This window comes from Streptomyces sp. NPDC015139 (genome assembly GCF_043079785.1).
Taxonomy (GTDB): domain Bacteria; phylum Actinomycetota; class Actinomycetes; order Streptomycetales; family Streptomycetaceae; genus Streptomyces; species Streptomyces albidocamelliae.
In genome coordinates, this window is the sequence record NZ_JBIBUW010000021.1 from 22,348 (window position 1) to 46,205 (window position 23,858).

Annotated in this window: 12 protein-coding genes and 1 pseudogene; 2 read left to right on the top strand and 11 right to left on the bottom strand. The window is 74.3% G+C overall.

What is annotated here, in order from left to right:
* Positions 1-26 precede the first annotated feature (26 nt).
* The 7 genes from ACF08B_RS35620 to ACF08B_RS35650 all read right to left on the bottom strand — a co-directional run bounded on the left by ACF08B_RS35620 (position 27) and on the right by ACF08B_RS35650 (position 17,851).
* On the bottom strand, positions 27-1,094 hold the full coding sequence (locus tag ACF08B_RS35620; protein ID WP_392321190.1) for a class I SAM-dependent methyltransferase: 1,068 nt from the start codon (positions 1,092-1,094) through the stop codon (positions 27-29).
* A complete protein-coding gene (locus ACF08B_RS35625) occupies positions 1,091-2,272 on the bottom strand; it encodes a glycosyltransferase (protein WP_392321191.1) in 1,182 nt (393 codons plus the stop codon). The genes ACF08B_RS35620 and ACF08B_RS35625 overlap by 4 nt, the downstream gene beginning before the upstream one ends.
* A complete protein-coding gene (locus tag ACF08B_RS35630; protein WP_392321192.1) occupies positions 2,269-3,069 on the bottom strand; it encodes an alpha/beta fold hydrolase in 801 nt (266 codons plus the stop codon). The genes ACF08B_RS35625 and ACF08B_RS35630 overlap by 4 nt, the downstream gene beginning before the upstream one ends.
* Before the next feature lie 3 nt (positions 3,070-3,072).
* Complete coding sequence (locus tag ACF08B_RS35635; protein WP_392321193.1) at positions 3,073-3,393, bottom strand: acyl carrier protein; 321 nt, start codon at positions 3,391-3,393, stop codon at positions 3,073-3,075.
* Complete coding sequence (locus ACF08B_RS35640; protein WP_392321194.1) at positions 3,390-8,141, bottom strand: beta-ketoacyl synthase N-terminal-like domain-containing protein; 4,752 nt, start codon at positions 8,139-8,141, stop codon at positions 3,390-3,392. Before ACF08B_RS35640 ends, ACF08B_RS35635 begins: the two co-directional genes overlap by 4 nt.
* Position 8,142: 1 nt before the next feature.
* Positions 8,143-15,429, bottom strand: a complete 7,287-nt coding sequence (locus tag ACF08B_RS35645) for an SDR family NAD(P)-dependent oxidoreductase (RefSeq protein ID WP_392321195.1) — start codon at positions 15,427-15,429, stop codon at positions 8,143-8,145.
* Positions 15,430-15,946: 517 nt separating this feature from the next.
* Positions 15,947-17,851, bottom strand: coding sequence for a ricin-type beta-trefoil lectin domain protein (locus tag ACF08B_RS35650; protein WP_392321196.1), 1,905 nt, complete (start codon positions 17,849-17,851; stop codon positions 15,947-15,949).
* A gap of 393 nt (positions 17,852-18,244) precedes the next feature.
* Between ACF08B_RS35650 and galU the strand changes: the two genes are divergently transcribed.
* Positions 18,245-19,216, top strand: coding sequence for a UTP--glucose-1-phosphate uridylyltransferase GalU (gene galU / locus ACF08B_RS35655; protein ID WP_392321197.1), 972 nt, complete (start codon positions 18,245-18,247; stop codon positions 19,214-19,216).
* A gap of 118 nt (positions 19,217-19,334) precedes the next feature.
* Here the strand turns inward: galU and ACF08B_RS35660 are convergent, their stop codons facing one another.
* Positions 19,335-19,805 carry a DUF4442 domain-containing protein gene (locus tag ACF08B_RS35660; RefSeq protein WP_093479346.1) on the bottom strand — a complete coding sequence of 157 codons (471 nt, stop codon included), beginning with the start codon at positions 19,803-19,805 and terminating at the stop codon, positions 19,335-19,337.
* A 129-nt stretch (positions 19,806-19,934) separates the two neighbouring features.
* Here ACF08B_RS35660 and ACF08B_RS35665 point away from each other — a divergent pair, with 129 nt between their 5' ends.
* Complete coding sequence (locus ACF08B_RS35665) at positions 19,935-20,966, top strand: hypothetical protein (RefSeq protein WP_392321198.1); 1,032 nt, start codon at positions 19,935-19,937, stop codon at positions 20,964-20,966.
* 55 nt (positions 20,967-21,021) lie between these two features.
* On the opposite strand, the gene ACF08B_RS35670 is transcribed toward ACF08B_RS35665, so the two are convergent.
* The 3 genes and pseudogenes from ACF08B_RS35670 to ACF08B_RS35680 form a co-directional block, all read right to left on the bottom strand.
* Positions 21,022-21,357, bottom strand: a complete 336-nt coding sequence (locus ACF08B_RS35670) for a hypothetical protein (protein ID WP_093479344.1) — start codon at positions 21,355-21,357, stop codon at positions 21,022-21,024.
* Positions 21,358-21,800: 443 nt separating this feature from the next.
* Positions 21,801-22,448 (bottom strand): annotated as a pseudogene (snpA, locus tag ACF08B_RS35675) (snapalysin); the annotation flags it as partial.
* A gap of 485 nt (positions 22,449-22,933) precedes the next feature.
* Positions 22,934-23,779, bottom strand: a complete 846-nt coding sequence (locus tag ACF08B_RS35680) for a spermidine synthase (protein ID WP_392321199.1) — start codon at positions 23,777-23,779, stop codon at positions 22,934-22,936.
* Positions 23,780-23,858 lie beyond the last annotated feature (79 nt).

Below are 23,858 nucleotides of genomic sequence, written 5' to 3' on the forward strand. Positions count from 1 at the left end.
CACCGGGCGCTCCCGGCCGGCCCCCGTTACTCGCGGCGGGCCACCAGGCGGTAGGCGTTGGACAGGCCGAGGCGGTGGGACAGGGGACGTACCGCGAACCGGTCGAGCAGGGTCGCCGCGGCCAGGGCCGGGACACCCGCGAGGAGGAGCGCGGCGCGCAGAGCGCGCCGGAGCGCACCGGGCGGCTCGGGCAGCCACGGGGCGTCCTCGCGCGGCGCGGCGCGGTCGAGGACGAGCCAGACGGCGGCGAGCAGGTCGACCGGGTCGTGCGCCTCGGCGTGCTGCTCGGCGACCACCGTGAAGCCCCGCTCGGTCAGCCGGCGCCGCAGGTTGGCGGCGGGCACGAAGTGCAGGTGCTGGGGCTGGAGCCAGGGCAGCCACCAGCGGCCGAGGAGGCGGGCGTACCGGCTGCGCGGATCCGGAACCTCGATGACGAGGTGACCGCCGGGGCGCACGGCCTCGTGGGCGGCGCGGAGTTCCCGGTCGGGGTCGGTGCTGTGCTCCAGGTAGTGGAACATGCTCACCACGTCGTAGCGGGCGGCCAGTTCGGGGGCGAGGTCCGGGAAGGCGCCGCGCCAGGCGTGGTCCACGCGGCCCTCGCGGGCGGCGAGTTCGACACCGTCGGTGAAGTCGAGCCCGTCGAACGAGGTGGCGGGCAGGACGGTGCGGGCGGCGGCGCAGAAGTGGCCGTGGCCGGTGCCGACGTCGAGCCAGGTCTTCGGTGCGGGGTCGTGCGGCAGCATGGCCTCGGCGCGGCTCCGGTACATCGCGGTACGGCCGCCGAAGGTGCCGCTCATGCGCTGTTCGCCGAGGCCGTCGTAGAAGTCCCGGTAGTAGAACTCCAGTCCCTCCTCGGTGAGCCGGGGGTTCTGGAACACATGGCCGCAGCCGGCGCAGCGGTCGAGGGTGAAGCGGCCCGGCTTGTGCTGCAGCAGGTCGGTGGTGTGCAGCCGAACCGCGAGCCGCCCCGACCCGCACCAGGGGCAGGTGGTGCGCCGGGGGGCGAAGAAGCGGTCGGTGCCGCCGGCCAGGTCCTTCCGGTAGAGGGGACGCAGGCCGGCGATGCGGTCGGACTTCGCTCGGTGGTCGCTCATCGGGTCTCCGCTGCGAGTCGTTCGAGGTGGGCCGCCGCGGCCGGGGCGCCGCCGGCCGCGCGGAACGCGGTGCGGACCCGGGCGGCGGCGGACCGGTGGGCGGGATCGTGCAGGACGGCGTCGACGGCCTCGCCGAGCCGGTCGGCGGTCACCCGGCCGAACCGGACCCGGACGCCCGCGCCCGAGTCCACGACCTGTCCGGCCACCACGGGCTGGTCGTCGCGGATCGGCGCCACGACCAGCGGGACGCCGTGCCACAGGGCCTCGCACACGGTGTTGTGGCCCGCGTGGCAGACCACGGCGTCCATCCGTGCCAGGAGCGGGAGTTGGGGCACGGACGGCAGGATCAGCATGTCCTTGTCGGCGGCCGTCGCGGGGAGCGCGCGGCCCGGATCGGCGATCACCGTCTGGACGTGGTCGGCACGGTCCCGCAGTGCGGCGGCGCACGCGGCGAGGAAGCGGCCCCCCGTGTCGGTGTTGGCCGTGCCCAGGGTCACCAGGACCTTGGCCCGGCCGTGGTCCAGCCATTCCCACGGGAAGCCGGTCGCGGCCGGACGGCCGGCGACGGAGGGTCCGACGTAGTGGATGTGCGGGGCCAACGGAGCCAGCGGGCCGATGAGTTCGGGTGTGCTGAACACCAGCAGGAGGTGCGGCGAGAAGCGCGGGTCGGCGCCGCCGGACGGGTCGCCGACGCGTGCGCGCAGTGCGGCCAGCCGCAACCGCAGCCAGTCGGCGACCTTGGGCAGACCGTCGTAGGCGCCCGTGAACTCCGCCGAGGTGGTCGCGGAGGTGGCCCACGGCAGTCCGAGGCGTTCGGCCACCAGCGCGCCGGCGAAAGCCTGCTGGTCGGCGATCACGACGTCCGGCCGGAACTCCGTGACGGCGGCCCGGACGCCCGGCGCCATCGCGTCGGCGAGCGGCAGCAGGTACCACTCCCAGAGGAACTTCAGCGCCTCCGCGCCGCGCAGCTCCGGCGGTCGTCGGGCGCCCTCGGCGCCCGGCACCGGGCCGGCGCACGCGAACACCTCGGCGTCCGCGCCCGCGAGCCGCCGTACGAGTGCGGGATCGGCGCACGCCCAGGCCACCCGGTTCCCGTGCGCGGCGAGCCGGGCGGCGACACCGACGGCGGGGTTGATGTGCCCGGTGAGCGGCGGGACGACGAAGAGGTAGGCGCTCACCGCACGCCCGCCCCGGGCCGGATGAGGTCCAGGATGTGCCCGCCGACCGTGCCGGGCGCCTCCACCAGCACCGAGTGCTCGTGTCCGGGCAGCACGACCGCCCGGAAGTCGGTCAGCAGCCGGCGTTTCAGGGGCAGCAGGTCCACCAGGTCGGAATCGCCGCCGTACACGCCCAGGACCGGGCGGCGCACGGCCCTGATCTGGGCGTCGGTGAGCACCCGGCTGGCGGGGATGTCCCGGCCGAGGGTGGTCTCGCGCACGAGCCGGGCCGCTCCCTTGGCGAGGCGGGCGGTGTGGCGGCCGCGGTGGGCGGCGATCCAGGCGAGCGCCGCGTCCTCGTCGCGGGCGAGTTCCGTCGTCACCCGGCGCAGGATGCGGCCCATCTTGGCCGCCCAGCCGGCGGTGGCGGGCTCGGACTCGATCAGCGTGAGGCTGGCGGTGCGGTCGGGGTGGCGGGCCGTGTGGCCGAACGCGATGGTGCCCCCGTAGGAGTTGCCGACGAGGTGCAGCGGCCCGGTGAGGTCCAGACGGTCCAGGAGAGACGTGAGGTCGTCGATGTTGTGGTCGAGGGTGTAGCCCCGCGACGGGCGGTCGCTGCGGCCGTGCCCGCGCAGGTCGTACATGACGACGTCGAGTCCGGCCGCCGCGAGCGCGGGTGCGACGGTGAAGTAGTGGCTGGCCAGGCTGTCCGTGAGCAGTCCGTGCACCAGGACGACCGTGGCGTGCGGGGCGCGGCCGCCGGCGGGGCCCATGCGCTGGACGTGCAGCCGGATGCCGCCCGCGTCGACCATGGCCATGGCTCAGCCCGCCTGGGCCGTCGTCAGGCTCCGCACCACGTGGTCCACGAGGCGGCCGACGGTCAGCTCGATGATCTCGTCGAACTCCATGCCGGCCAGGAACTCGGCGAGGTTGACCCGCTCCCCGTACCGCTCCTCCAGCAGGCCCGCCAGCGTGACGAGGTCGATGCTCTCCAGCTCCAGGTCACGGTTGAAGGAGGTGGCCATGCCGATCGCCACGTCGTCGTCGCCGTACTCCGCCAGCACCGTGCGGAGCATGCCGGTGACGTCGGCGAGCACGGTGTCCGTGGTGTGCCGCGCCGGGGCCGGCTGGATGGGGTTCATCGGGCGTTCTCCTCGGCTGCGGTGGGGGGTTGTCCTCGGTCCGGACCGTGGTCCCGACCGTGGTCGGCTCGTCCGTCGTCGGCCGCGGGCCCGGTCGTCCAGGCCACCACGTAGCCGCGCGCCGGCAGGGCGGGTGGGTTGTGCGCGGGTGCGCAGTGCACGGTGTAGGCGCGTTCCAGGCGGCCGGCGACGAGCAGCCTGCCGCCGTCCGGGGCGGCCTCCAGCACGGTGAAGTCCCGGGGACGGCCGCCGAATCCGACGCCCTCGGCCTTCGCGACCGCTTCCTTGGCGGCCCAGAAGCGGGTGAACCACAGGGCCCCGGCTCCGGGTCCGTCCGCCGACCGGTCCCGCAGGAGCCGCAGTTCGGCCGGGCCCAGCGCGGTACCGAGGGTCGCCGGGTCACGGTCGGTGACCTCCTCGACGTCGATGCCCGGGCCGGGGCGGGGAGAGTGCGGCCGTACGATCGCCACACCCGCCTCGGCCCGGTGGGCGAGGGACACGTCCAGCGGGGGCAGGGTGCGGCCGTGCACCCCGGTGACGTAGGGGCGGCCGAGTGCGTCGTTGCGGACCTGGATCTCGGCCGGGAAGACGGGCCCTTCGCCGTGCTGCCAGAGCCACTGCCGTACGGCGTCCTTGACCGCGATCCGGCCCAGCAGCCACTGCCGGCGGCCGCGCGGTGGCCGGCCCGCGTACTCGGCCCGCTCCGCACCGCCCAGCGAGTTGCGCATGATCAGCTCGCGTGAGGCGAGGTCCGGCCACCGCTCGTGCACCAGGGCCCAGCCGCCGGTCCGGGCCGCGGACAGGGTGTGGCGCTCGGGGAAGCGTTCGACCGGCCTGGTCGTCGGGTCGTTGTCGAAGCGGCGGTCCTGCCAGCCGCCGAGCACGGCCCACACCCTGCCGCCCGCGGTCAGCTCGGCGTCCGCCTCCAGCAGGGTGTCGGTGAGCGAGGTGATCCGCACCAGGCAGCGGACCTTGGTGCCGGGCGCCGGGTGAGGTCCGTGGAAGCGCAACTGCCCGATCTGGACGGGGAAGACGACGGTCCGCTCGGTACGGGTCGCCATGATCCAGTAGCCGAGGAGCTGGCCCACGTTGTCCAGCAGGGCGCCCGGTGCCGCGGGTGCGGTGATCACGCCCCGGATGTGCCGCTCGCCGATCGCGGTCAGCTCCGTCAGGCCCTGGAATCCCGGGCCGTGGAACATCCAGCGGTCCCGGTAGAGCTGGGCGGCCGTGTGGTCCGGGACGCGCTCGGGGGTGTCCGGGAGGGGGTGGGGCGGAGGCGGTGCCGGGTGGTGCGGGGCGAGTTCGACCACGGCGCGTGCCGTCGGCCCGAACGTGACCTCCACCCGGTCGGGGTGCCCGGGCACCGGGGTGACGGCGACCGCCACGTCGACCGGGGGTGTCGCGGTGAGCCACCGGTCGAACCGGGCCCCGTGCACGGCGACCGCCCGCAGCCCGGGTCTCGCCCGCTCCGCCGCGTCCGTCATGTGCCGCACGATCGTGGTGGCGGGCACCACCGGCCAGCGGTCCGCCACCTCCGGCCAGCCGGGACGCTGCGGGAAGAAGCAGTGGTCGAGGAGGTGGGGCATGGTCTGCGGGGAGACGCGGAGGGTGGTGACGGCGGAGCCGGCCGCCCGTTTTGGCGGTGATACCGGTGTGGTGTCCGTGGGCGGGTTCCGGCTCGCGGCCGCCGCCGTCTCCGGGCGCGCCGGAACGGCGGGCGCCGTGTTGCGCCCGTCGTGCGCCGCGATCAGCCGCGCCGCCGTGTCCGCGGTGTCCTGGAGCAGGGCCGTGAGTTCCGCGGCGGCCGGGAAGCGCGTGGCGAGTCCGTCCAGCGCGGCGGGCACGCCCGCCGTGTGCGCGACGGGCCGCAGGTCCGCGCGCAGGTCGGCGAGGCCGGGTCCGTCCAGCGACACGAGGGCGCCGCCGAGGTCGAGCCGCACCGGGGGGCGTCCGGCGGGAGGCCGGGACGCCGTCGGACGGCCCGGTACGTGCTCGGCGGGCATCGGCCGCTCGCCCGGCGGCGGCTGCTCCGCGTACGGCAGGTGTGCGACAGGGGGCCGGGGCGACGGTGTGAGCGCGGGGACGGCCGGGGCCACTGCCGCGCCCGCCGTCCACAACGCCGTGGCCGCGCGCCGCAGTTGGGCCAGCCCGCCGTGGTGGGCCGAGTTGGCGGCGACGGCCAGGTGGTCGCGGTCGCCGAGGGTGTCGCCGATCAGGGAGGTGAGCCTGCCCGGCCCGGTCTGGACGAAGACGCGATGCCCGTCGGCGTACAGGGCCTCGACGAGTGCGCGGAAGCGGACGGGTTCCAGCAGGTGCCGCACGAACAGCCGCCGCACCGCCGACTCGGCCTCGGGGAAGGGCGCCGCGGTGGTCCCGGACCAGACCGGCACCGTCGGCGGGTGGAGCCGGAAGCGTTCGGCTGCCCGCTCGATGGGGGCCAGGTACGGTTCGAGCATCGGTGTGTGGAAGCCGGAGCGGAAGGGCAGCACCTGGCAGATCACGCCCCGCGCGCGGAACGACCGTACGAAGTCCTCCACCGCCGCGTCCGGCCCGCACACCATGGACTGGCGTGGTGCGTTGTCGTGGGAGAGGACGATCCCGGAGCCCGTCCAGGACTCGGCGAGCGCGGCGCGGACCTGTGCGGCGGACGCGCCGACGGCCGCGAAGGCGAGACCGGGGACGGTCACCGTGTCCGGGTCGAACTCCGCCATGAAGGCGTCCACTTCGGCGGCCGAGTACATCCCGGCGGCCACCATCGCCGTCCACTCACCGACGCTGTGCCCGGCGACCGCGTCCGGTGCGACGCCCATGCGGCGCAGCGCCCGGTCGAGCAGCCGGCCCACGCCCACCACGCCGAAGCCGTGCCGTCCGACGTCGTCGACCCGTACGTCCGGGCCGGTGCCGGTGTCGGAGACCGGCGCCAGGCCGAAGTGGGCGGCGATGTCGTCGGTGCGTGGTGTGAAGTCGCCCTCCAGGCCGGGGAAGACGAAGGTCAGCTTGCCCCCGCGGGCAGGGCCGAGCAGGGGGCCGGGCCGGAACCAGACGTCGTTGCGCCCCTGCCAGGCACGGCCCTTGGCGAGCGCGCGGCGGGCCAGGGCGAGCCGCTTGGCGGTCGGGTCCACTACACCGAGCCGGACGGGACCGGCGTCCGGGTGGGGCCGCACGGGGTCGAGTCCGGCGGCGAGGACGGCATGGTCGTCGGCCGCGAGGGAGGCGGCGAGGCCGTCCGGGTGCCCGGCGGCGAGCAGCAGGACGCGCTCGGGCTCGGCCACGCTGACGGAGGCCGGGGCCGGCTGCGCGGCGGGCGCCGGGGTTGAACGCGCCCGTGGCGGTTCCTCCAGCACCACGTGGGCGTTGATCCCGCCGAAGCCGAAGGCGTTCACGGCCGCCCGGCGGACCGGCCGGCCCGCGTCGGTCTCCCAGGGGGCGGCACGCTCCAGGGTGCGGAAGCGGGTGCCGGCGAGCGCGGGGTGGGGGTCGTCGCAGTGCAGGGTGGGCAGCAAGGTGCCGTGGTGCAGCGCGAGGGCCGCCTTGACCAGGCCCGCCACCCCGGCGGCCGGCATGGTGTGGCCGATCATCGACTTCACGGAGCCGAGGACCGGGCGCTCGCCGTCGCCGTGGGCCTCGCTGGGGCCGAACACCGTGGTGAGCGTGGTGAGTTCGGCCGCGTCCCCGGCGGGTGTGGCGGTGCCGTGGGCCTCCAGCAGGCCGATCGAGCCGGGGGCGGCGGGGTCGAGCCCGGCGGCCCGCCAGGCCTGCCGCACGGCCCTGGCCTGCCCGCCCGGGTCGGGGCTGACGAGGCCGGCCGTACGGCCGTCGCCGGCCACGCCCGTCCCGCGGATCACGGCGTAGACGCGGTCGCCGTCGCGTTCGGCGTCCGCGAGCCGTTTGAGGACGACGACGCCGGTGCCCTCCCCGATCAGGATGCCGTCGGCGTCGCGGTGGAAGGGCCGGATGCGCTGGCTCGGGGAGAGGGCGCGGAGCTGGGAGAAGACGCTCCAGAGGGTGATGTCGTGGCAGTGGTGCACTCCCCCGGCCAGCATCACGTCACAGCGTCCGACGGCGAGTTCGGTGACCGCCTGGTCGACGGCGACCAGTGAGGAGGCGCAGGCCGCGTCCACGGTGTAGGCGGGGCCGCGCAGGTCGAGCCGGTTGGCGATGCGGGAGGCCGCGAGGTTGGGGACGAGTCCGATCGCCGAGTCGGGGCTGTCGGGACCGAGCCGCTCGGTGAACGCCGCCCGCACGCGGTCCAGTTGGGCGCCCGACAGCTCGGGCAGCAATTCGCCCAGGGTGCGGACCAGTTGGCGGGCGGTCCGTACCCGCTGGTCCAGCCGGGCCAGGCCGGGGGTGAGGTAGCCGCCGCGGCCCAGGGTCACTCCGACCCGGTGCCGCTCGGGCAGCCGTTCCGCGCCGCCCGCGTCGGCGAGCGCCGCGGCGGCGACGTCCAGGGCGATCAGCTGGTCGGGCTCGGTGCCGGGCACGGACGCGGGCATGATGCCGTAGCGGGTGACCTCCACCTCGGCCGGGCCGTCCACGAAGCCCCCGCGACGGCAGTACACGCGGTCGGGGGCGGCGGGCCCGGCGACGGAGCCGGGATCGTAGTAGTCGGCGTCCCAGCGGTCGGCGGGGACGTCCCGGATCGCGTCGACGCCGTCCCGCAGGTTGCGCCAGTAGGCGTCGAGGCCGGGCGCGCCGGGCAGCAGCACCGCCATCCCGACGATGGCGACGGGTGTCTGGGTCTGCGTCATCTCACCAGCCCGACGCGGTGTGGACGACGGCACGGACCGCCGGGTCGCCCCAGGCGAGTTCCCGCAGCAGGGCGGCGGTGCCCTCGTCGGGGTCGATCAGCCGTACCCCGCGCCGGGCGTACTCGCGGCCGAGTTCCGCGCCGACCATGCCGGTGTGGGTACCGGACGGTGCCCACGGGCCCCAGTGCACGGTGAGCGCCCGGTTGCCCGTGCGGGCGGCCCATTGCGCGCCGAGGGTCTCCAGGGCGTCGTTGGCGGCGGCGTAGTCTGCCTGGCCGCGGTTGCCGAGGACGGCGGCGATGCTGCCGAACAGCACGGTGAACGCGGGTGCGGAGGGCAGGTCGTCCAGCGCGGCGAACAGTGCGGCGGCACCCGCCGTCTTCGTGCCGAACACGCGCTGGAAGGACTCGGGGGTCTTCTCGGCGATGAGCCGGTCCTCGATGACACCGGCGGCGAAGACGACACCGTCGAGCCGGCCGTGTTCGGCGTGGATCTCCTTGACCGCCTGGAGGACGGCGTCCCGCTCGCGGAAGTCCACCGAGCGGTAGCGGGCCGAGCTGCCGAGCCGGGTGAGTTCGGCCAGGGTCGCGGTGATCTCGCGCTGGGCGAGGACCAGTCCGGCGGCCCGGTTGATCTCGGCGGGCTTCGGCGCGCCGGGCGCGGCGGCGAGAGCGGCCCGCAGTTCGACGGGGGTGCGGGCAGTCGCGGTCGACGCGGGCTCGGGGCCGGTGGGTGCCGGGGTGCGGCCGAGCAGTTCGATGCGGCACCGGGCGGCCGCGGCGAGCGTGGCCGCGCATCTCGCGGTGATGCCGCGGGCGCCGCCGACCAGCAGCACGACGGAGTCACGGTCGAGACCGAGCGCCGCGGCCTCGGCCGCGCCCTCGCCGGCCGGCCCGGCGCCGGTGCTGCCGAGCGGGCCGAGCGGTGCGGGCACCGGCTCCAGACCCTGTCGGGCTCCGTCCGCCGTGCGCAGGACGACGGGGGCCGGTTCGGGGGCGAGCAGTTCGGCGAGTACGGCGTCGGCGACGGCCGGAGCCGAGCCGTCGTGGACGGCGACGACGCGGGCCAGGAGGTCCGGGTACTCGCGTGCGACGGTGCGGAACAGGCCGTCGAGTCCGGCGGACCGCGCTGACCCGGTCCGGTCGGCGGTGCGGACCGCGAGCAGCCGGTGCGGTCCGCGTGCCAGCGCCGCCCGCAGCACCGGGAAGGCGTCGGGCAGCACCGGGGCGTCCGGGCCGGTGAGCGCGCCCAGGTACACCACGCCGTCGAGCGGGCCGTCGGGCGTGGGGTCGCCCGCATCGAGGAGGTGGCCGCGGCCGAGGAGCCGGACGTCGGCGCCGTGCCCGGTGAGTCGTGTCGCGACGGCCTCGGCCACGTTTCCGGTGCCGCGTTCGGGAGCGGGCTCGTCCGCGCCGGGCCCCTCGCCGTCGCCGGTACCGCCGCCGAGGAGGACGAACCGGCGTCCTGCCAGGACCCGGTCCGGATCGGCAACCTCCGGTGCCGGGAGCGGAACGGGCCGCAGTTCCAGACGGCGGGGAGCCGCGACCTCCAGCCCCTCGATCCGCTCCTCGGCTCGTGCCATGGCCCGCGCCTGCCCGTCGTCGCGGGCCTCGGACCGCCGCTCGACCGGTGGATCCGCCTGGCCACCGCCGTCCGGATCGGCTCCCGTCCGCGCCGTGAGCCAGCTCGTCACCGCCGCCGCCGTACGTGCCCTGGCCAGTTCCTCCAGCTCGGCATCGTCCAGGACCCGTGCCCCGTCCGCGATGCCCAGCCGCTTGGCGAGTTCACCGGCGATCTCGGCCCGCTTGATGGAGTCGATGCTCAGGTCCGCCTCCAGGTCGAGGTCCGGCTCGATCATGTCGACGGGATAGCCGGTGCGTTCGCTGATGATCTCCAGGACGAGCCGTTCGACGTCCGGCCCGCAGGCGTCACCGTCGGCCGCCGCGGGCTCGGGCTCCGGTGGCGCCACGGCGTGCCGGACGGGTGCCGCGGGCAGTTGCCGGGGCGGGAGGGGTGGTGCGGCGGGCGCCGCCGGTTCGGCACCGAAGTAGGTGAGCAGCACATCGCGCTGGGCGGCGATCATCTCCCGGCTGGTGCGCAGGAACTCGGAGATCAGGGCGTCCCGGTCGGCGGGGGCGCCGTACGGCTGGTCGGTCGTCACAGTCGTCTCCAGGACTCGTCGGGCCGGTGCGAGGGCACCGGGCAGGAGGGCTCCGTCGGCGGTGCGGACGAGGTGACCGTCGACCGTCCAGCCGGGCCGCTCGGGTGCCGGCGTGTGCAGTGCGTCGACGGTGTCGCGTCCCCTCAGCAGCCAGGCGCTCTGCACGGGGAGTCCCGCGACGGCCAGGCGGGCGAGGGCGTCGAGCCAGCCGGGCAGGCCGCTGTCCGCACGTGGTTCGCAGGCGATCGTGCGGTGCGGGCGGTCGCCGAGTATCTGCCCGACGAGGCGGGTGAGCACCGTGCCCGGGCCCGCCTCGACGAAGGTGCGCGCGCCCGCCGCGTACATCGCCCGGATCTGCGCGGCGAATCCGACGGGGGACCCGATCTGCGCGGCGAGTTCGGCACGCACCGCGTCGGGGTCGTGCGGGTACGGCGCGGCGGTGCGGTTGGCCCACACCGGGAACTCGGGCGGCCGTACGGTCCTGTCCGCGAGGACCTCGGCGAACCGCTCCCCCGCCGCGGACACCAGCGGGCTGTGGAAGGCACAGGCCACGGGGATGCGGCGGGCGCCGAGACCGGCGGTGCGCAGCAGGCGTACGGCGCTCTCCACGTCCGCCGTGGGTCCCGATATCACGGTCTGTTCGGGCGAGTTGAGGTTGGCGACGACGACCGACCCGGGCGCCCCGGCCGCCCGAAGGGCTCGTACGACGTCCTCGGCGCCGGCGCCGACGGCCGCCATGGTGCCGGGCTCGTCCCCGGCCGCGGCCAGGATCGCGCCGGCCCGCTCGGCGCTCAGCTCCAGCAGCGTCTCCGGATCGAGGGCACCGGCCGCGGCGAGCGCGGCGAGTTCGCCGTAGCTGTGTCCGGCCGCCATGTCCGGCCGGACGCCCGCGGCGGTGAGGAAGCCGTGGGCGGCCAGGCCGGTGATGCCGAGCGCGGGCTGTGCGGTGCGGGTGTCGGTCAGGGCGGTGCGGTGGCGTTCACGGGCGGTGTCGTCGAAGGCGGCCGGCGGATAAATCAGGTCCTCGTGGACGCGGCCGAGGTGCAGGTAGTGGCGCAGTTCGGGCAGGGCGATCAGCAGGTCGCCGAGCATGCCGGTCCGCTGGCTGCCCTGGCCCGGGAACAGAAAGGCCACCTTGCCGGCCGGCGCCGGATCGGTGCGCCGGGGCCCGTCCGGCACCGCGTCGCCGTCGGTCCTGTCCGCGAGGTGGACTCCGGCAGCCGGATCGTGTTCCCCGGCGAGGATCCGGCGCAGCTGTCCGGCCAGCTCCACGGTGTCCCGGGACACGAGCGCGGCACGGACCGGTTCGTTCGAGGTGTCGGCCCGGCGTGCCGCGGCGAGGGCCAGGTCGCGCAGGCGCCAGGGGCGGCCCTCGGCCTCGGCGGCCCGGAGCAGTTCCGTGACCTCGCGGTGGGCCGCCGCCGTGTCCCGTCCCCGGAACAGGAACAGCTCGGCCGGCCAGGCGTCCATCGTCCGCCGGGGTGGATGGGCGCCCTCGTGGGCGGAGAGCACCGCGTGGAAGTTGGTGCCGCCGAAGCCGAACGCGCTGACCCCGGCGAGACGTTCGGCGGCCGGTGCCGTCCAGGGCCGGGCGCGGGTGTGGAAGACGAACGGGCTGCCGTCCTCCGCCCAGGCCGGGTTGGGGCGCTCCAGGTGCACGGTGGGCGGTGTGACCCCGGTGTACAGGGCGAGGGTGGTCTTGATCAGCCCGGCGAGGCCGGCGGCGCACTTGGTGTGCCCGATCTGCGACTTGACGGACCCCAGCGCGCAGCCCGCCGTCCTGGCTCCGGCCTCGGTGAACACCTCTCCCAGTACGGCGAGTTCGGTACGGTCGCCGACGACGGTGCCGGTGCCGTGCGCCTCGACGAGGCCGACGTCGGCGGGTGAGACACCGGCGTTGCGGTACGCGCGTTCCAGCGCGGCCCGCTGGCCCTCGGGGCGGGGCGCGGTCAGGCCGAGGGAGCGGCCGTCGCTGGCGGATCCCAGGCCCTTGACCACGCCGTAGATCCGGTCGCCGTCGCGTTCGGCGTCGGCGAGCCGCTTGAGGACCACGCAGGCCACTCCCTCACCGAGGGCGATGCCGTCGGCGGAGGCGTCGAAGGCGCGGGACCGGCCGGTCGGGGAGAGCGCGTGGACGGAGGAGAAGAGCACGTAGTCGTTGATGCCGTTGTGCAGGTCGGCGCCGCCGCACAGGACGACGTCGCTGGTGCCGGAGACGAGCTCCTTGCAGGCCACGTCGAGGGCGGCGAGGGAGGAGGCGCAGGCGGCGTCGACGGTGTAGTTGGCGCCGCCGAGGTCCAGACGGTTGGCGATCCTGCCGGAGATGACGTTGGCGAGCATGCCGGGGAAGGAGTCCTCGGTCAGCCGGGGCAGCTGCTCGTCCAGGCCGTCGGGCACCCTGCCGTAGTACGCCGGCAGGACGGCCCGCAGGGTGACGGCGTTGGACAGGTCGCTGCCCGCCTCGGCACCGAAGACGACGGACGTCCGCGAGCGGTCGAACTCCCGCCCCCGCTGGCCGTATCCGGCGTCGTCCAGTGCTCTGCGGGCCGCTTCCAGGGAGAGCAGCTGAACGGGTTCGATGCTGCCGAGGGAGGCGGGCGGGATGCCGTAGCGCAGCGGGTCGAAGGGGATGCGGGGCAGGAAGCCGCCCCAGACGGAGGCCGTGCTGCCGACGGCGTGGTGCACGGCGGGGTCCCAGCGGTCGGGCGGGACCTCGGTGACGGCGTCGTGCCCGGAGACGACGTTGGCCCAGAAGGTGGCGAGGTCGGGCGCCTGCGGGAACATGCAGGCCATGCCGACGATCGCGACGTCCAGCGGTGCGGGAGGGAGCGGTTCGGCCGTGGACCCGGGGTTCGGCCACGAGGCGTGCGCGGCCCGGGCGAGCTCGGCGGTCCGGGCGAGTGGGGCGGTGCGTGCGGCGAGGAAGTCGGCGGCGCCGTCCGTCACGGAGCGGTGCAGGTCCGCCATGCCGGTGGTGGCCGTGCGCAGAACGGCGACCTCGCCCGCCATGAACATCCCGTCGGTGAGCTGCCGTTCCTCGGCCACGGCCCGCAGGGCGCCGTCGGCGGTGCGCTCGAGGCCCTTGCTGGCGATGCGCAGGCGGCCCACGTTGAGGCGCTCCAGCGCCTCCCAGACCTCCCGGTCGGGCACGCCCGTAGTGCGTAACGCGGCTTCCCGGTCACGGTAGTCGTGCGTGAAGGGGCTGGGCACACAACGGGTCGCGTGCCCGGGTGCGGTCTCCAGCAGCGCGGTCGCGGTGGCGACGAGCACCTGGTGCTGGAACAGCGGCTGGACGGCGCCGTGGGCGACGGCCTCCTCGGTGAACAGGTAGGCGGTGCCCATGAGGACGCCGACCGCGGCACCCCGTGCGGTGAGGGGCGCGGCGAGGGCGGCGACCATGGCCGCCGACCGCTCGTCGTGGATGCCGCCCGCGAAGAAGATCTCCAGGCCGTGGGCCGCGTCGTCGCCGGGGCCCGCGGTCTCGGCCAGGAAGTCCTCGATGACGGCGAGTTGGGCCTCCCACAGCGGGAAGGAGGCCCGGGGTCCGACGTGTCCGCCGCACTCCGAGCCCTCGAAGACGAACCGGCGTGCCCCGGCGTCCAGGAACTGCCGCAGCAGCCCCGGCGACGGCACGTGCAGGAACGTGCGGATCCCGGCGCCCTCCAGCGCCTCGGCCTGGGCGGGCCGGCCGCCCGCGATGATCGCGTGCGTGGGTCGCAGTTCCCGTACGGCTTCGAGCTGGGCGTTTCTGATGTCCTCCGGTGCGAAGCCGAGCACGCCCACGCCCCAGGGCCGGCCGTCCAGCACGGCTCGCGCCTCGGTCAGCATCGACCGGGTCCGCTCGCCGTCGGCGAGGGCCAGCGCCAGGAAGGGCAGGGCCCCGTCACGGGCGACGGCCGCGGCGAAGCCCGCCTGGTCACTGACGCGGGTCATCGGCCCCTGCGCCACCGGCAGTCGGGTACCGAGGGCCCGGCTCATGACGGACCCGGGCCGCAGGGCACCGGCGAACGCGGGGTGTACGGCGTCGGCACGGCCGTGCGGTCCGGCGGCGCCGCTGGGTCCGCCGGCACCGTCCGGTCCGTCGGCGCGGTTGTTCGGCCCGGCGGCAGCGTTCGGTCCACCGGCACCGTCGTTCGGCCGGGCAGCGCTGTTCGGCCCGGCGGCACCGTTCGGTCCCGCGGTTCCGTTTTCCCGGTCGGCGCCCTCCCGTCCGGGTCCGTCGGCCGGAGCCGAGCCGTTCACCAGGTCGGCTCCGTCGGCCGGAGGCGCGTCGGCCACCAGTCCTCGGATCGCCGCGGACACGGCGCACACCACACCGCGCACGTCCGTCCACCGGTCGGCGAACCGGGCGGCCAGGAAGCCGTCCTGGCCCACCGGGAGCAGTTGGGCACGCAGGTCGCGGGCGCCCAGCAGGGGCGCGATGGTCTCCGGATCGTCGGCCGGTGGCCGGGGCGTGCCCGGTCCGCGGCGGCGCAGTACCCGATGCCCGCCCAGCACCACGGTCTCCGAGCCGTCGAGGGACCACAGCGCGGCCCTCACGGACTCGGGCAGCGAGGATTCGGCCAGGAGCGCCAGTTGGCTGTCGAGGACGACCCCGGCCGCTCCGCCCGCGACGGCGGCGGCAGCCGTGTGCGGTCCGACGCCCCCGCACGCCCAGACGGGGATGCCCGCCAACTCCTTGTCGGCGAGCAGTTGTTGCAGCAGGACGAAGGTGCTCAGCTCACCGACCCGGCCGCCGGCCTCGGCCCCCCGGGCGATCAGTCCGTGGGCACCGTCACGTACGGCCTCCCGCGCCCGCCCCGAGTCGGTCACCTCGGCCAACACCCGGTACTCGGAGCCGAGTCGGTGCACAGGCCAGGGCGCGTCAGGTGCGAGGATCACGGTGTCGGGGCCGCCGGCGAGTTCGGCGGGACCCAGGGCGCAGCGACCAGTGACCCGTACGCCGAACCGGCCCGGCGCGGCCCGTCCCAGTCTGGAGAGTTCGTCCCGGCATCTTCGGTCGCCGGTGCCCAGGTCGAGGACGCCGAGCGCGCCCGCGGCGCAGGCCGCGGCGGCGAGGGCGGCGTCGGGCTCGCCGAAGGGGGTGAGGCACAGGATCAGGTCATGGGCGCGCACAAGGGAGGTCATGATGCTCCGACACAATCGGCGAGACAGCACGGTGGGGGGTCTGTGCGGCGGGACGCTCTGGTGCGAGGCCCACGGAAACTAGCGAGGTACTTACTGGCGGGTCAATGACGCCGCAGCCATTTCGTGCGTGGTGGCATCGATTCGGCCAGGCCGCCGAATTCCCCGCAAGGAGCCGGAAATCCTGGCAATTGACCGGCCCGGTCTCGCCGTACGGCGGTCCGGTGCGGGGTGTCACACCGGCACAAGCCCGCCAAAGCGTGCGCGTCGTTCACCGCGCCCTCATGCGGACGCAACGCGTCACTACACCGGGACGACGTCTGTAAATTCCGCATGACCTCCGCCCCGTGGCGCGAACCCGGCCGGTGGAAGTCCTCAGTAACTGACGAACCGTCAGGCGGGTGGGTCGGCAATCCGGAGCCCTGTGGGAATCCGCAGGTCAGTACGTGTACACCAGCCGGAAAGCCCGAAGGGCCACCCCTCGGGGTGACCCTTCACGACGTGCCGGGGCCCTCCGGTGTCAGCCGGAGGACGGGCCCAGGACAGCCGGTACGGAAGCGCCGGTAAGCGGCGGCGTCAGCCCGCCCGCGACGGGCGATCTCAGCCGGCCGGAGACCGAGGCGACGAGATCACCGACCGGCGCCGGCACGCCACCGCCGGCGGACGGCCGCCGCTGATGCTCCGCGCCCGCCTGGGCGATGCGCGGAGCCGGGTCACCCTGCCCGGGGCCGCCGCTCTCCCCCTCGGGGGTCACGCGAGGCGTATCGGCGTCTCTTCGCCCTGCGGGCACCCGTCCGCCCCCACCCTCCGCCGGCTGCGACGGCCGGCCCTGCGGCGCCGGTGGCGACGGCGCTCCGCCGTCGGAGTGCGGCAGCCCGTGCGCGCCCGTCTCCAGCAGCCATCGCTGCGCCGGCGAGCCGTTCCGGTCCGCGATCCCCACCCGGGTGGCCGACCCGCCCGAACCCGGCGTCAGCACGAGGCCCGGGTGCCCACGAAGGAGGAACTCCCCGCGCACGGTGATGTCGTAGGACGTCTCCGCCGTGCGCACCCCACAGCCGTCCACCACGACGCCCTTCCCGCCGGGATCGGCCGCCAGGCAGAGGGCGGGGTCAACGGCGCTGCGCAGCAGTCCGCCGACCCGGTACGACCACTGCTGCGAGGCCGCCGTCGAGCAGTGCGCGAGCCGTACGCCCGCGCCCGGGGCCGGCCTGTCGCCACGCACGTCCAGGCAGAGCCCGGAGGCGAGGCCGCGCAGTCTGCCGCGGGCGACCTCCACCGGCTCACCGACCGAGGTGGCGGAGGTGGCGGAACCGGCCGACGCCGCCGAGGACGAGCCGGCGGAACGCGCGCCGGTGCCGGGCCCGGTCGAGCGAGGCGTGCCGCCGACCGGGGAGTGCCGGGCGGTGCCCCGCCCGGGGACACCGTTGTCATCGGACCAGCTCCGCGTCACGAGGACGGTGGCGAGCAGCGCGAGCGCGGTCAGCCCGACGCCGACGGCCAGCGCCGTACGGTGACGGCCGTGCGGTCCGGTGCGATGACGGCCGCCGCTCACCGGACGGTCCGCCTCCGCCCGCGGCTCGACCTCCCCGGCCCCGGCGCGCCCGGGGCGCGAGTCGAGGTAACGGCGGGCACCCCAGCCGAGCACGGTCTCGGCGAGCAGGACCCCGAGACGGCCGTCGAAGTGGGCGAACTGCTCGGCGGCGTGCCGGCAGTGTCCGCAATCCGCGAGATGCCGGCGCACCTCGGGAAGCAGAGCACCGCCACGCCGAATGGGGACGTCGAGGAGCCGGTTGTAGAAACGGCATTCCCTGGAGGGCGCGAGTTCGCGGTGGGCGCGTACGCAACCGGTGCGGAATTGTTCGCGTGCCTGCTCCAGCGCAGCCCTCGCGGTGGGCTCGTCGATACCCAGCAGACCGGCGGGTATGTTTATGGGCTCCGCCTCGACCTCGGTATGCCAGAGAAGGCATTGCGAGGCGCCGGGAAGAGCTTGGAAAGCGCGTTCGGCGAGCTGTCGCCTTTCCGGTGTGCCGGGCTTTGTCGCACTGAGTCCGCGGCCACCGGCGGTTCTGCGCAATTCCGGCAGGGTGGCGCAGGCGGTCTCGTCCGTCGCCCAGGCGCGGACGCTGTCCCGGACGGCGACCAGGAGTTGGGGGCGCAGCGCTCCGCCGACCGCGCCGCCCGCCATACGGCCGAGGACTTCGTGGAAGGAGGCGGTGGCCACCAGGTGGGCGGTGGGTCCGGCGGAGGTCAGACAGACGACGGCGTAGTCACGGGCGGCCCGCCAGTGCCGGGCGAGCAGCAGGGCGACGGCGTGGTGACGGGCCACATGCGGACCGGCGAGCTGGGCGACGAGAGTGCGGTCGGACTCCCCGGTCGAACCGGGCAGTGGCGAATACGGCGGACGTGGGGGGTGGGGGGACTGCACGGAACCATTTCCTTTCCAGCCGCAGGACGGAGTGCGCTGTGGGGTGTCCTGTCGGAAAGCAGTGCCGGATTGGTGTGTACCTGAGGGCCGGCCCGGGCGTCGGGCGCCTGCCTCGGCCCTCCCGTGGGGAGGCTCACCTTCGCACACGCGCATCACAGGAAACAAGATTTTCGAATGACGCGGCGCCAACGTCGGTCCATCATCCAAGGGTTACCGTCGGTACGGTCCGAACGGTCGTCCGAGGGCCGGTCACCAGCCGGTCAACTGGTGTGCGGCGAAAGCGGGATGGCGCACCACATCTCCGAATTCCGCACCGCACGCGGCCCGTCTTCCACAGCCGGTTCCCATGATTCTCCGGGCGCGCTCTCATGGGCGTGTCCCAGCATGGGCCCCATGATCGCCCCCCACTCCACCACGCCCTCCGCCGCCGCCCGCACGGTCCGCAAGGCGGTCGTACCGGCGGCCGGTCTCGGCACCCGGTTCCTGCCCGCGACCAAGGCCACGCCGAAGGAGATGCTGCCCGTCGTCGACAAGCCGGCCATCCAGTACGTGGTCGAGGAGGCGGCCGCGGCCGGGCTCGACGACGTCCTGATGGTCACCGGCCGGCACAAGCGGGCCATCGAGGACCACTTCGACCACGCCTTCGAGCTGGAACAGGCGCTGGCGGCCAAGGGCGACACCGTGCGCCTGGACGCCGTACGCGATCCGGCGCGGCTCGCCGACATCCACCACATCCGGCAGGGCGACCCACTCGGTCTCGGCCACGCCGTGCTGTGCGCCCGTCACCATGTCGGGGACCAGCCCTTCGCGGTCCTCCTCGGTGACGATCTGATCGGCCCCGGCGAAACCCTGCTCAGCCGGATGCTGGAGGTCCGGGAGCGGTACGCGGGCAGCGTGGTCGCCCTGATGGAGGTCGACCCCTCACAGATCCATCTCTACGGCTGCGCGGCGGTGGAGCCGACGGACGAGGCGGACCTCGTCCGGGTGACGGGCCTCGTGGAGAAACCGGCGCCCGGGACCGCGCGGAGCCGGTACGCGGTCATCGGCCGCTATGTCCTGGACCCGGCCGTGTTCGGCGTCCTGGAGCGCACTCCGCCGGGCCGCGGCGGCGAGATCCAGCTGACGGACGCCTTGCGGGAGTTGGCGGCGGAGGGCACCGTGCACGGTGTCGTCTTCACGGGCCCGCGCTACGACACCGGCGACAAGGCCGACTACCTGCGCACGGTGGTCCGCATGGCGTGCGCACGCCCGGATCTGGGGCCGGAATTCACCGCCTGGCTCAAGGAGTTCGTCGCCGCACTGGAACCCGGTGGCACCGGCGGCGCGGGGTCCAACGGCGTCCGGGGACGGGGCCGGGCGGCCTGAGACGGCGGCGGGCCGGGGGCCGCGATCCGCTCAGGTCCCACCCGTCGCCGGACGAGGGGCCCGGGCCACGGGGTCCGGGCCACGGGGTCCGCGAGGGACCCCGTGGCGGACCTGCGGCTCACTTCTCCTGGTCGATGGGCCGCAGCGTCCACAGGACGCTCATCTCGCCGGTCACCGCGCCGTCCGCGCGCCGGATCTCGATCGCCACCGGGAACTCCGGGCGCTGCCCGGCGTCCAGCTCGGCGACCACCTCGGCGGCCGGACGGCCCAGCGTGGCGGTCGCGGTGACGGCGCCCATCGCCAGCTTCTTGTAGGCGATGTCGGCCCGCACGGCGAGCGGTACGGCACGCGAGAGCTGGTCCCCGAAGGCGGCCAGCACGATCGCCCCACTGGCCGACTCCCCGAGCGTGAACATCGCGCCGGCGTGCGGTCCGCCCACGTGGTTGTGGTACTCGCCCTGGTCCGGCAGGGACACCACGGCCTTGTCCGCAGTGGTCTCCAGGAACTCCAGGTTCAGGGTCCGGGCCATCGGCACGGTGGCGGCGAGCATCTCGCCGATCGACATCTGGTCTGCGCTCATGGACGTCATGTTACTCACGAGTAGCAGCGCCTGACCAGATCCTGTGCCGACACTCACGCCACCTCCTCGGGCCCGCCGGGCACCTCGACGAGGGCCGGTGGCTCCGCCCCGCACGCGACGGCACTAGTGTTACTGGCCATGTGGCCAGATCAGCAGCCGCCAGGGGGCGCGCAGAACCCGCAGCAGAACCCGTACCAGCAGCCGGGTTACCAGCAGCAGAACCCGTACCAGCAGCCCGGACCTCAGCAGTATCCGCAGGCGGGCCCGTACGGACAGCAGCAGGCCGACCCGTACGGCCGGCAGCAGTGGGGGCAGCCCCCCACGGTGCCCGTCCCCGCACCCCCGCAGGGCGGCGGTGGCGGCCGCACCAAGCTGATCGCGATCATCGCGGCCACGGCGGTCGTGGTCACCGCCGCCGTCACCGGCTATCTGGTGCTCGGCGGCTCGAAGGACGACGAGGCGGACGGCGGCAAGGGCGGCGGGCAGAAGAAGACCCACGCGCCCACCGCCCCGGCGTCCGACCCGACCGCCTCGGCCTCGGAGGACAACCCGCGCGGCGGCGAGGCCGAGAAGCCGACCATCCCCGGCTGGAAGGTCGTCGTGAACACCAAGTGGGGCGTCGCCTTCGACGTGCCCGCCGACTGGCAGGTGAACCAGCCCGGCCTCGCCATCGGCTTCGAGTTCGACGACCCGAAGCAGAAGGGCATCACCGTGTCGGCCAGCGCCGAGTACAAGCCCAAGTGGTGCACCTCGGACGACGACAAGGACGGCCGCACCAGCGACACCCCGCTGGCGGTGGTGGGCACGAAGGGCGCCAACACCGCGAAGAACACCGACGAGATCGCGATCAACACCCCGCCCTGGTGGGTCTTCGGCGGCTACACCATGCCGGACAAGAAGAGCATCTCCTGGGACAAGAAGGCCACCCCCTTCACCACCACCTCGGGCGTCGAGGGCAGCTACGCGTGGGCCCAGTCGACCCACACCCCGCGCAAGGGCAAGTGCGTGACGGACGGCAAGGCGCTCACCTTCGGCTTCAAGAACGCGGCGCACAACTACGTGTCGTTCAACTTCTACGGCGCGAAGGGCGCCAAGGGTGAGGTCCCCAAGGCGAGCGTCCTCAAGGTCCTCGCCACGGTCCGGCTGCACGGCATGCCCACGAACGAGTGACCGCTCCGGGTCCGCGGGCCGCCGCGGTCACGGCGGCCCGTGGACCCGGGAGGGCTCAGCCCTTCAGGTAGCCGCGGTAGACCCAGTGGCCGTACAGCTTGGGGGCGCCGTTGTCGGAGACCTCACAGCTGGCGATGCACTCCCAGGTGCCGTCGCTCTTCTTGCACTCGTACCTGGAGACGACCTTGGCCCCCTTGTACACGTGCCCGATCACCTTGCCGCGCGCGGCGGGCGTCTTGTGCACGGGCGCCTTGCCCTTGGTCACGACGTAGCGGTGCGCGACGGGGTTGCAGCTGAACGAGGTCGCGGAGGCGGGCGCTGCGGCGAGGGCGGGTACGGCCGCGCCGAGGAGCGCCGCCGTGCCGAGCAGGGCTGCGGCATGCTTGCGCATGACGGTCCTTTCTTCTTTTGTCGAGCAAATAAGTCATCGCCATGACAAATAGTCATGAACATGACTTGATCACCCTAGAAGGACCGGTCACCGCAGTCAAAGACGCACGGCGCACGGCGAGTTGGCGAAGGCAATTCGCCAGGGGGAACCGTTTGGAACCACGGCCGCCGTCGTGACCGGCCTGGGCGTGAACGGCTCCCCCACCAGCACGAGGGGGCGTCAGGTGACGCGGACGTCACGGTTGTTGTCGGTCGTGGAAGGGCCCGGTGATCTGCTGTTGCCGTGGATCAGCCGATTCGGATCAGGACGGGTGCGGGTGCCGGCGCGGTGATCGCGGGCGTGCCGGGAGCCTGGGCATCGCCCCCGTTCGGTGCCTCGCCCCCACCGGCCACACCGCCTGCGTTCGGTCCGGCGGTTTCGGGTGATCGTGCCGTGCCCGGGTCCTGCGCGCGTCCGCCTGCCCACAGCTGGTCGACACGGGAGCGCTCGGTGACGTTCGGGTAGCGATTGGTGCAGGACGGGCCGGCGGTGCCTCCCGACATCAGCTCGCTGCACGGCCCGCCGTAGTCGTCCGGCAGACCCAGCACGTGCCCGGTCTCGTGAGTGACGACGCGGACCGAGTCGTACTGCTGGTTCTGGGTGTAGTCGAGGAACACAAAGCCACTTCCGTGGTTGTTGGTGGAGCTGTAGGACCCGCGCGGGTCGTTGCCCTCGCGGTAGGAGAAGTCGGCACCACCGCTCGACGCCTCCTGCAGCTTGACGTTGGACTCGGAGCTGTTCCAGATCGAGGCCGCGCTCGCTATCTGCGAACGGAAGCTCGGTGCCTGCGAGGCGTCGTAGTAGACGGTCACCGCCTGCGCATTCGGCTGGGTGGCACGTTTCTCGGCAACGGACTTGAGCACGGCCTCGAAGAACGCCTTGTTGTTCGCGGCCTCCTCAGCCGACCCGGAGTACCGCGCCACGGAGGCACCGGTGGCAGCGGACGCGGTGTCGGCCGTCACGGCGCCGGCCGGCACCGCCGCGCCCAGCGCGCTGGAGGCCAGACCCAGAGCGAGGGCGAGGAGCCTCGTGGGCGTTCGGGACGACTTCATGTGTGGGCTCCTACTCACTCGGTGACGCCGGGCGCCCGGTGCCCGGTCGGCGTGTGAACACCGGTTCCGAACTGCGGCGACGTCCTGTGGGGCGCCATTCTTGGAGCGGCTCGACAAGAGCGCAAAGGGTCCTCGCCACTACGTCGCCTCGTAGGTCCCCGGACCTCGCCGGGGCAGGCACGGGTCTCCCGGTCCGTACATGGCGGGCAGACGGGAACGGCTGTCGCAGCGTCAGAAGCCTTACGTCACAGGGCAACGGGACATGCGGACCGTCCGAGGGAGTCCCAGGACGTGCGGCGAAATCCACATCCGGGCCAAGACGGACAAATCCTTAGATGTCTTCCATGGTGCGTCTACTAAGCGAGACGGTTTGTCGGCGGTGCCCTGTGGTCGACGTCACATCGCTTCACTCGACACCGGTCCGGCCTGCGCCGCCGAGAGCGCTGACCCGCCGCACCGTGCCGGTCGCCGCCGCCCCGCAGGCGTCAGCCGATACCGAAAGCGCCGTCGGGGGGCTCGGGTGACGGCACGGCGTCCGCGTCGTCGACCGGCCGGGCCGACCCGATGAACTCCCGCACCGCCGCACCGTGTTCGACCCGTGCGGGAAAGGCGTCCGCGGCGGCCCGGCGGGCCGGCCCCGCGATGTCGAGGGACCGGTGCGCGGCGACGAGCACGGCGTTGCCGAACCGTCGCCCGCGCAGCACCCCCGGCTCGGCGATGAGCGCGAGGTCCTCGAAGACCGTGGCGAACGCGGCCAGCTGGGACCGCAGGAAGCCGAACGGCGCCGCGTCCGCGAGGTTGGCCAGGTAGACCCCGTCGGGGCGCAGCACGCGCTCGGCCTCGCGGGCGTAGGCGAGCGTGGTGAGGTGGGCCGGTACCCGTGACCCGCCGAAGACGTCGGCGATCAGCACGTCGGCGTGGTCGTCGGGGGCCGCCTCCAGCCAGGCCCGGGCGTCGCCGGCGTGCGGCGTGACACCCGAGTCCGGCGGCAGGGGCAGGTACTCGGCGACCAGTTCCAGCAGCGCTCCGTCGGCCTCGACCACGTCCTGCCGGGAGCCGGGCCGGGTGGCGGCCACGTAGCGCGGCAGCGTCAGCGCCCCTCCCCCGAGGTGGACGACGTGCAGCGGCCGCCCCTGTTCGGCCACGGCGTCCAGGACGTATCCGAGCCGCCGCGTGTACTCGAACTCCAGGTACGCGGGGTCGTCGAGATCCACGTACGACTGCGGTGCCCCGTCGACCGTGAGCAGCCAGGCCCGCGCACGGTCGACGTCCGGCATCAGCTTGGCGGTGCCGTGGTCGGTGACCCGGGTCACGGGTATCGATGCGTTCACCCCTTCATTGTCGGTGACCGCACCGGCGCGGGAGCGCGGAGGACCACGCGGGCCGTCCTCGCGCCCGCGCGGTCCTGCG

Excerpts from the sequence above, each read along its gene's own strand:
- ACF08B_RS35620 (WP_392321190.1), bottom strand. The coding sequence starts at position 1,094 with ATGAGCGACCACCGAGCGAAGTCCGACCGCATCGCCGGCCTGCGTCCC.
- ACF08B_RS35630 (WP_392321192.1), bottom strand. The coding sequence starts at position 3,069 with ATGGCCATGGTCGACGCGGGCGGCATCCGGCTGCACGTCCAGCGCATG.
- ACF08B_RS35635 (WP_392321193.1), bottom strand. The coding sequence starts at position 3,393 with ATGAACCCCATCCAGCCGGCCCCGGCGCGGCACACCACGGACACCGTG.
- ACF08B_RS35640 (WP_392321194.1), bottom strand. The coding sequence starts at position 8,141 with ATGACGCAGACCCAGACACCCGTCGCCATCGTCGGGATGGCGGTGCTG.
- ACF08B_RS35645 (WP_392321195.1), bottom strand. The coding sequence starts at position 15,429 with ATGACCTCCCTTGTGCGCGCCCATGACCTGATCCTGTGCCTCACCCCC.
- galU (WP_392321197.1), top strand. The coding sequence starts at position 18,245 with ATGATCGCCCCCCACTCCACCACGCCCTCCGCCGCCGCCCGCACGGTC.
- ACF08B_RS35660 (WP_093479346.1), bottom strand. The coding sequence starts at position 19,805 with ATGACGTCCATGAGCGCAGACCAGATGTCGATCGGCGAGATGCTCGCC.
- ACF08B_RS35665 (WP_392321198.1), top strand. The coding sequence starts at position 19,935 with ATGTGGCCAGATCAGCAGCCGCCAGGGGGCGCGCAGAACCCGCAGCAG.
- ACF08B_RS35670 (WP_093479344.1), bottom strand. The coding sequence starts at position 21,357 with ATGCGCAAGCATGCCGCAGCCCTGCTCGGCACGGCGGCGCTCCTCGGC.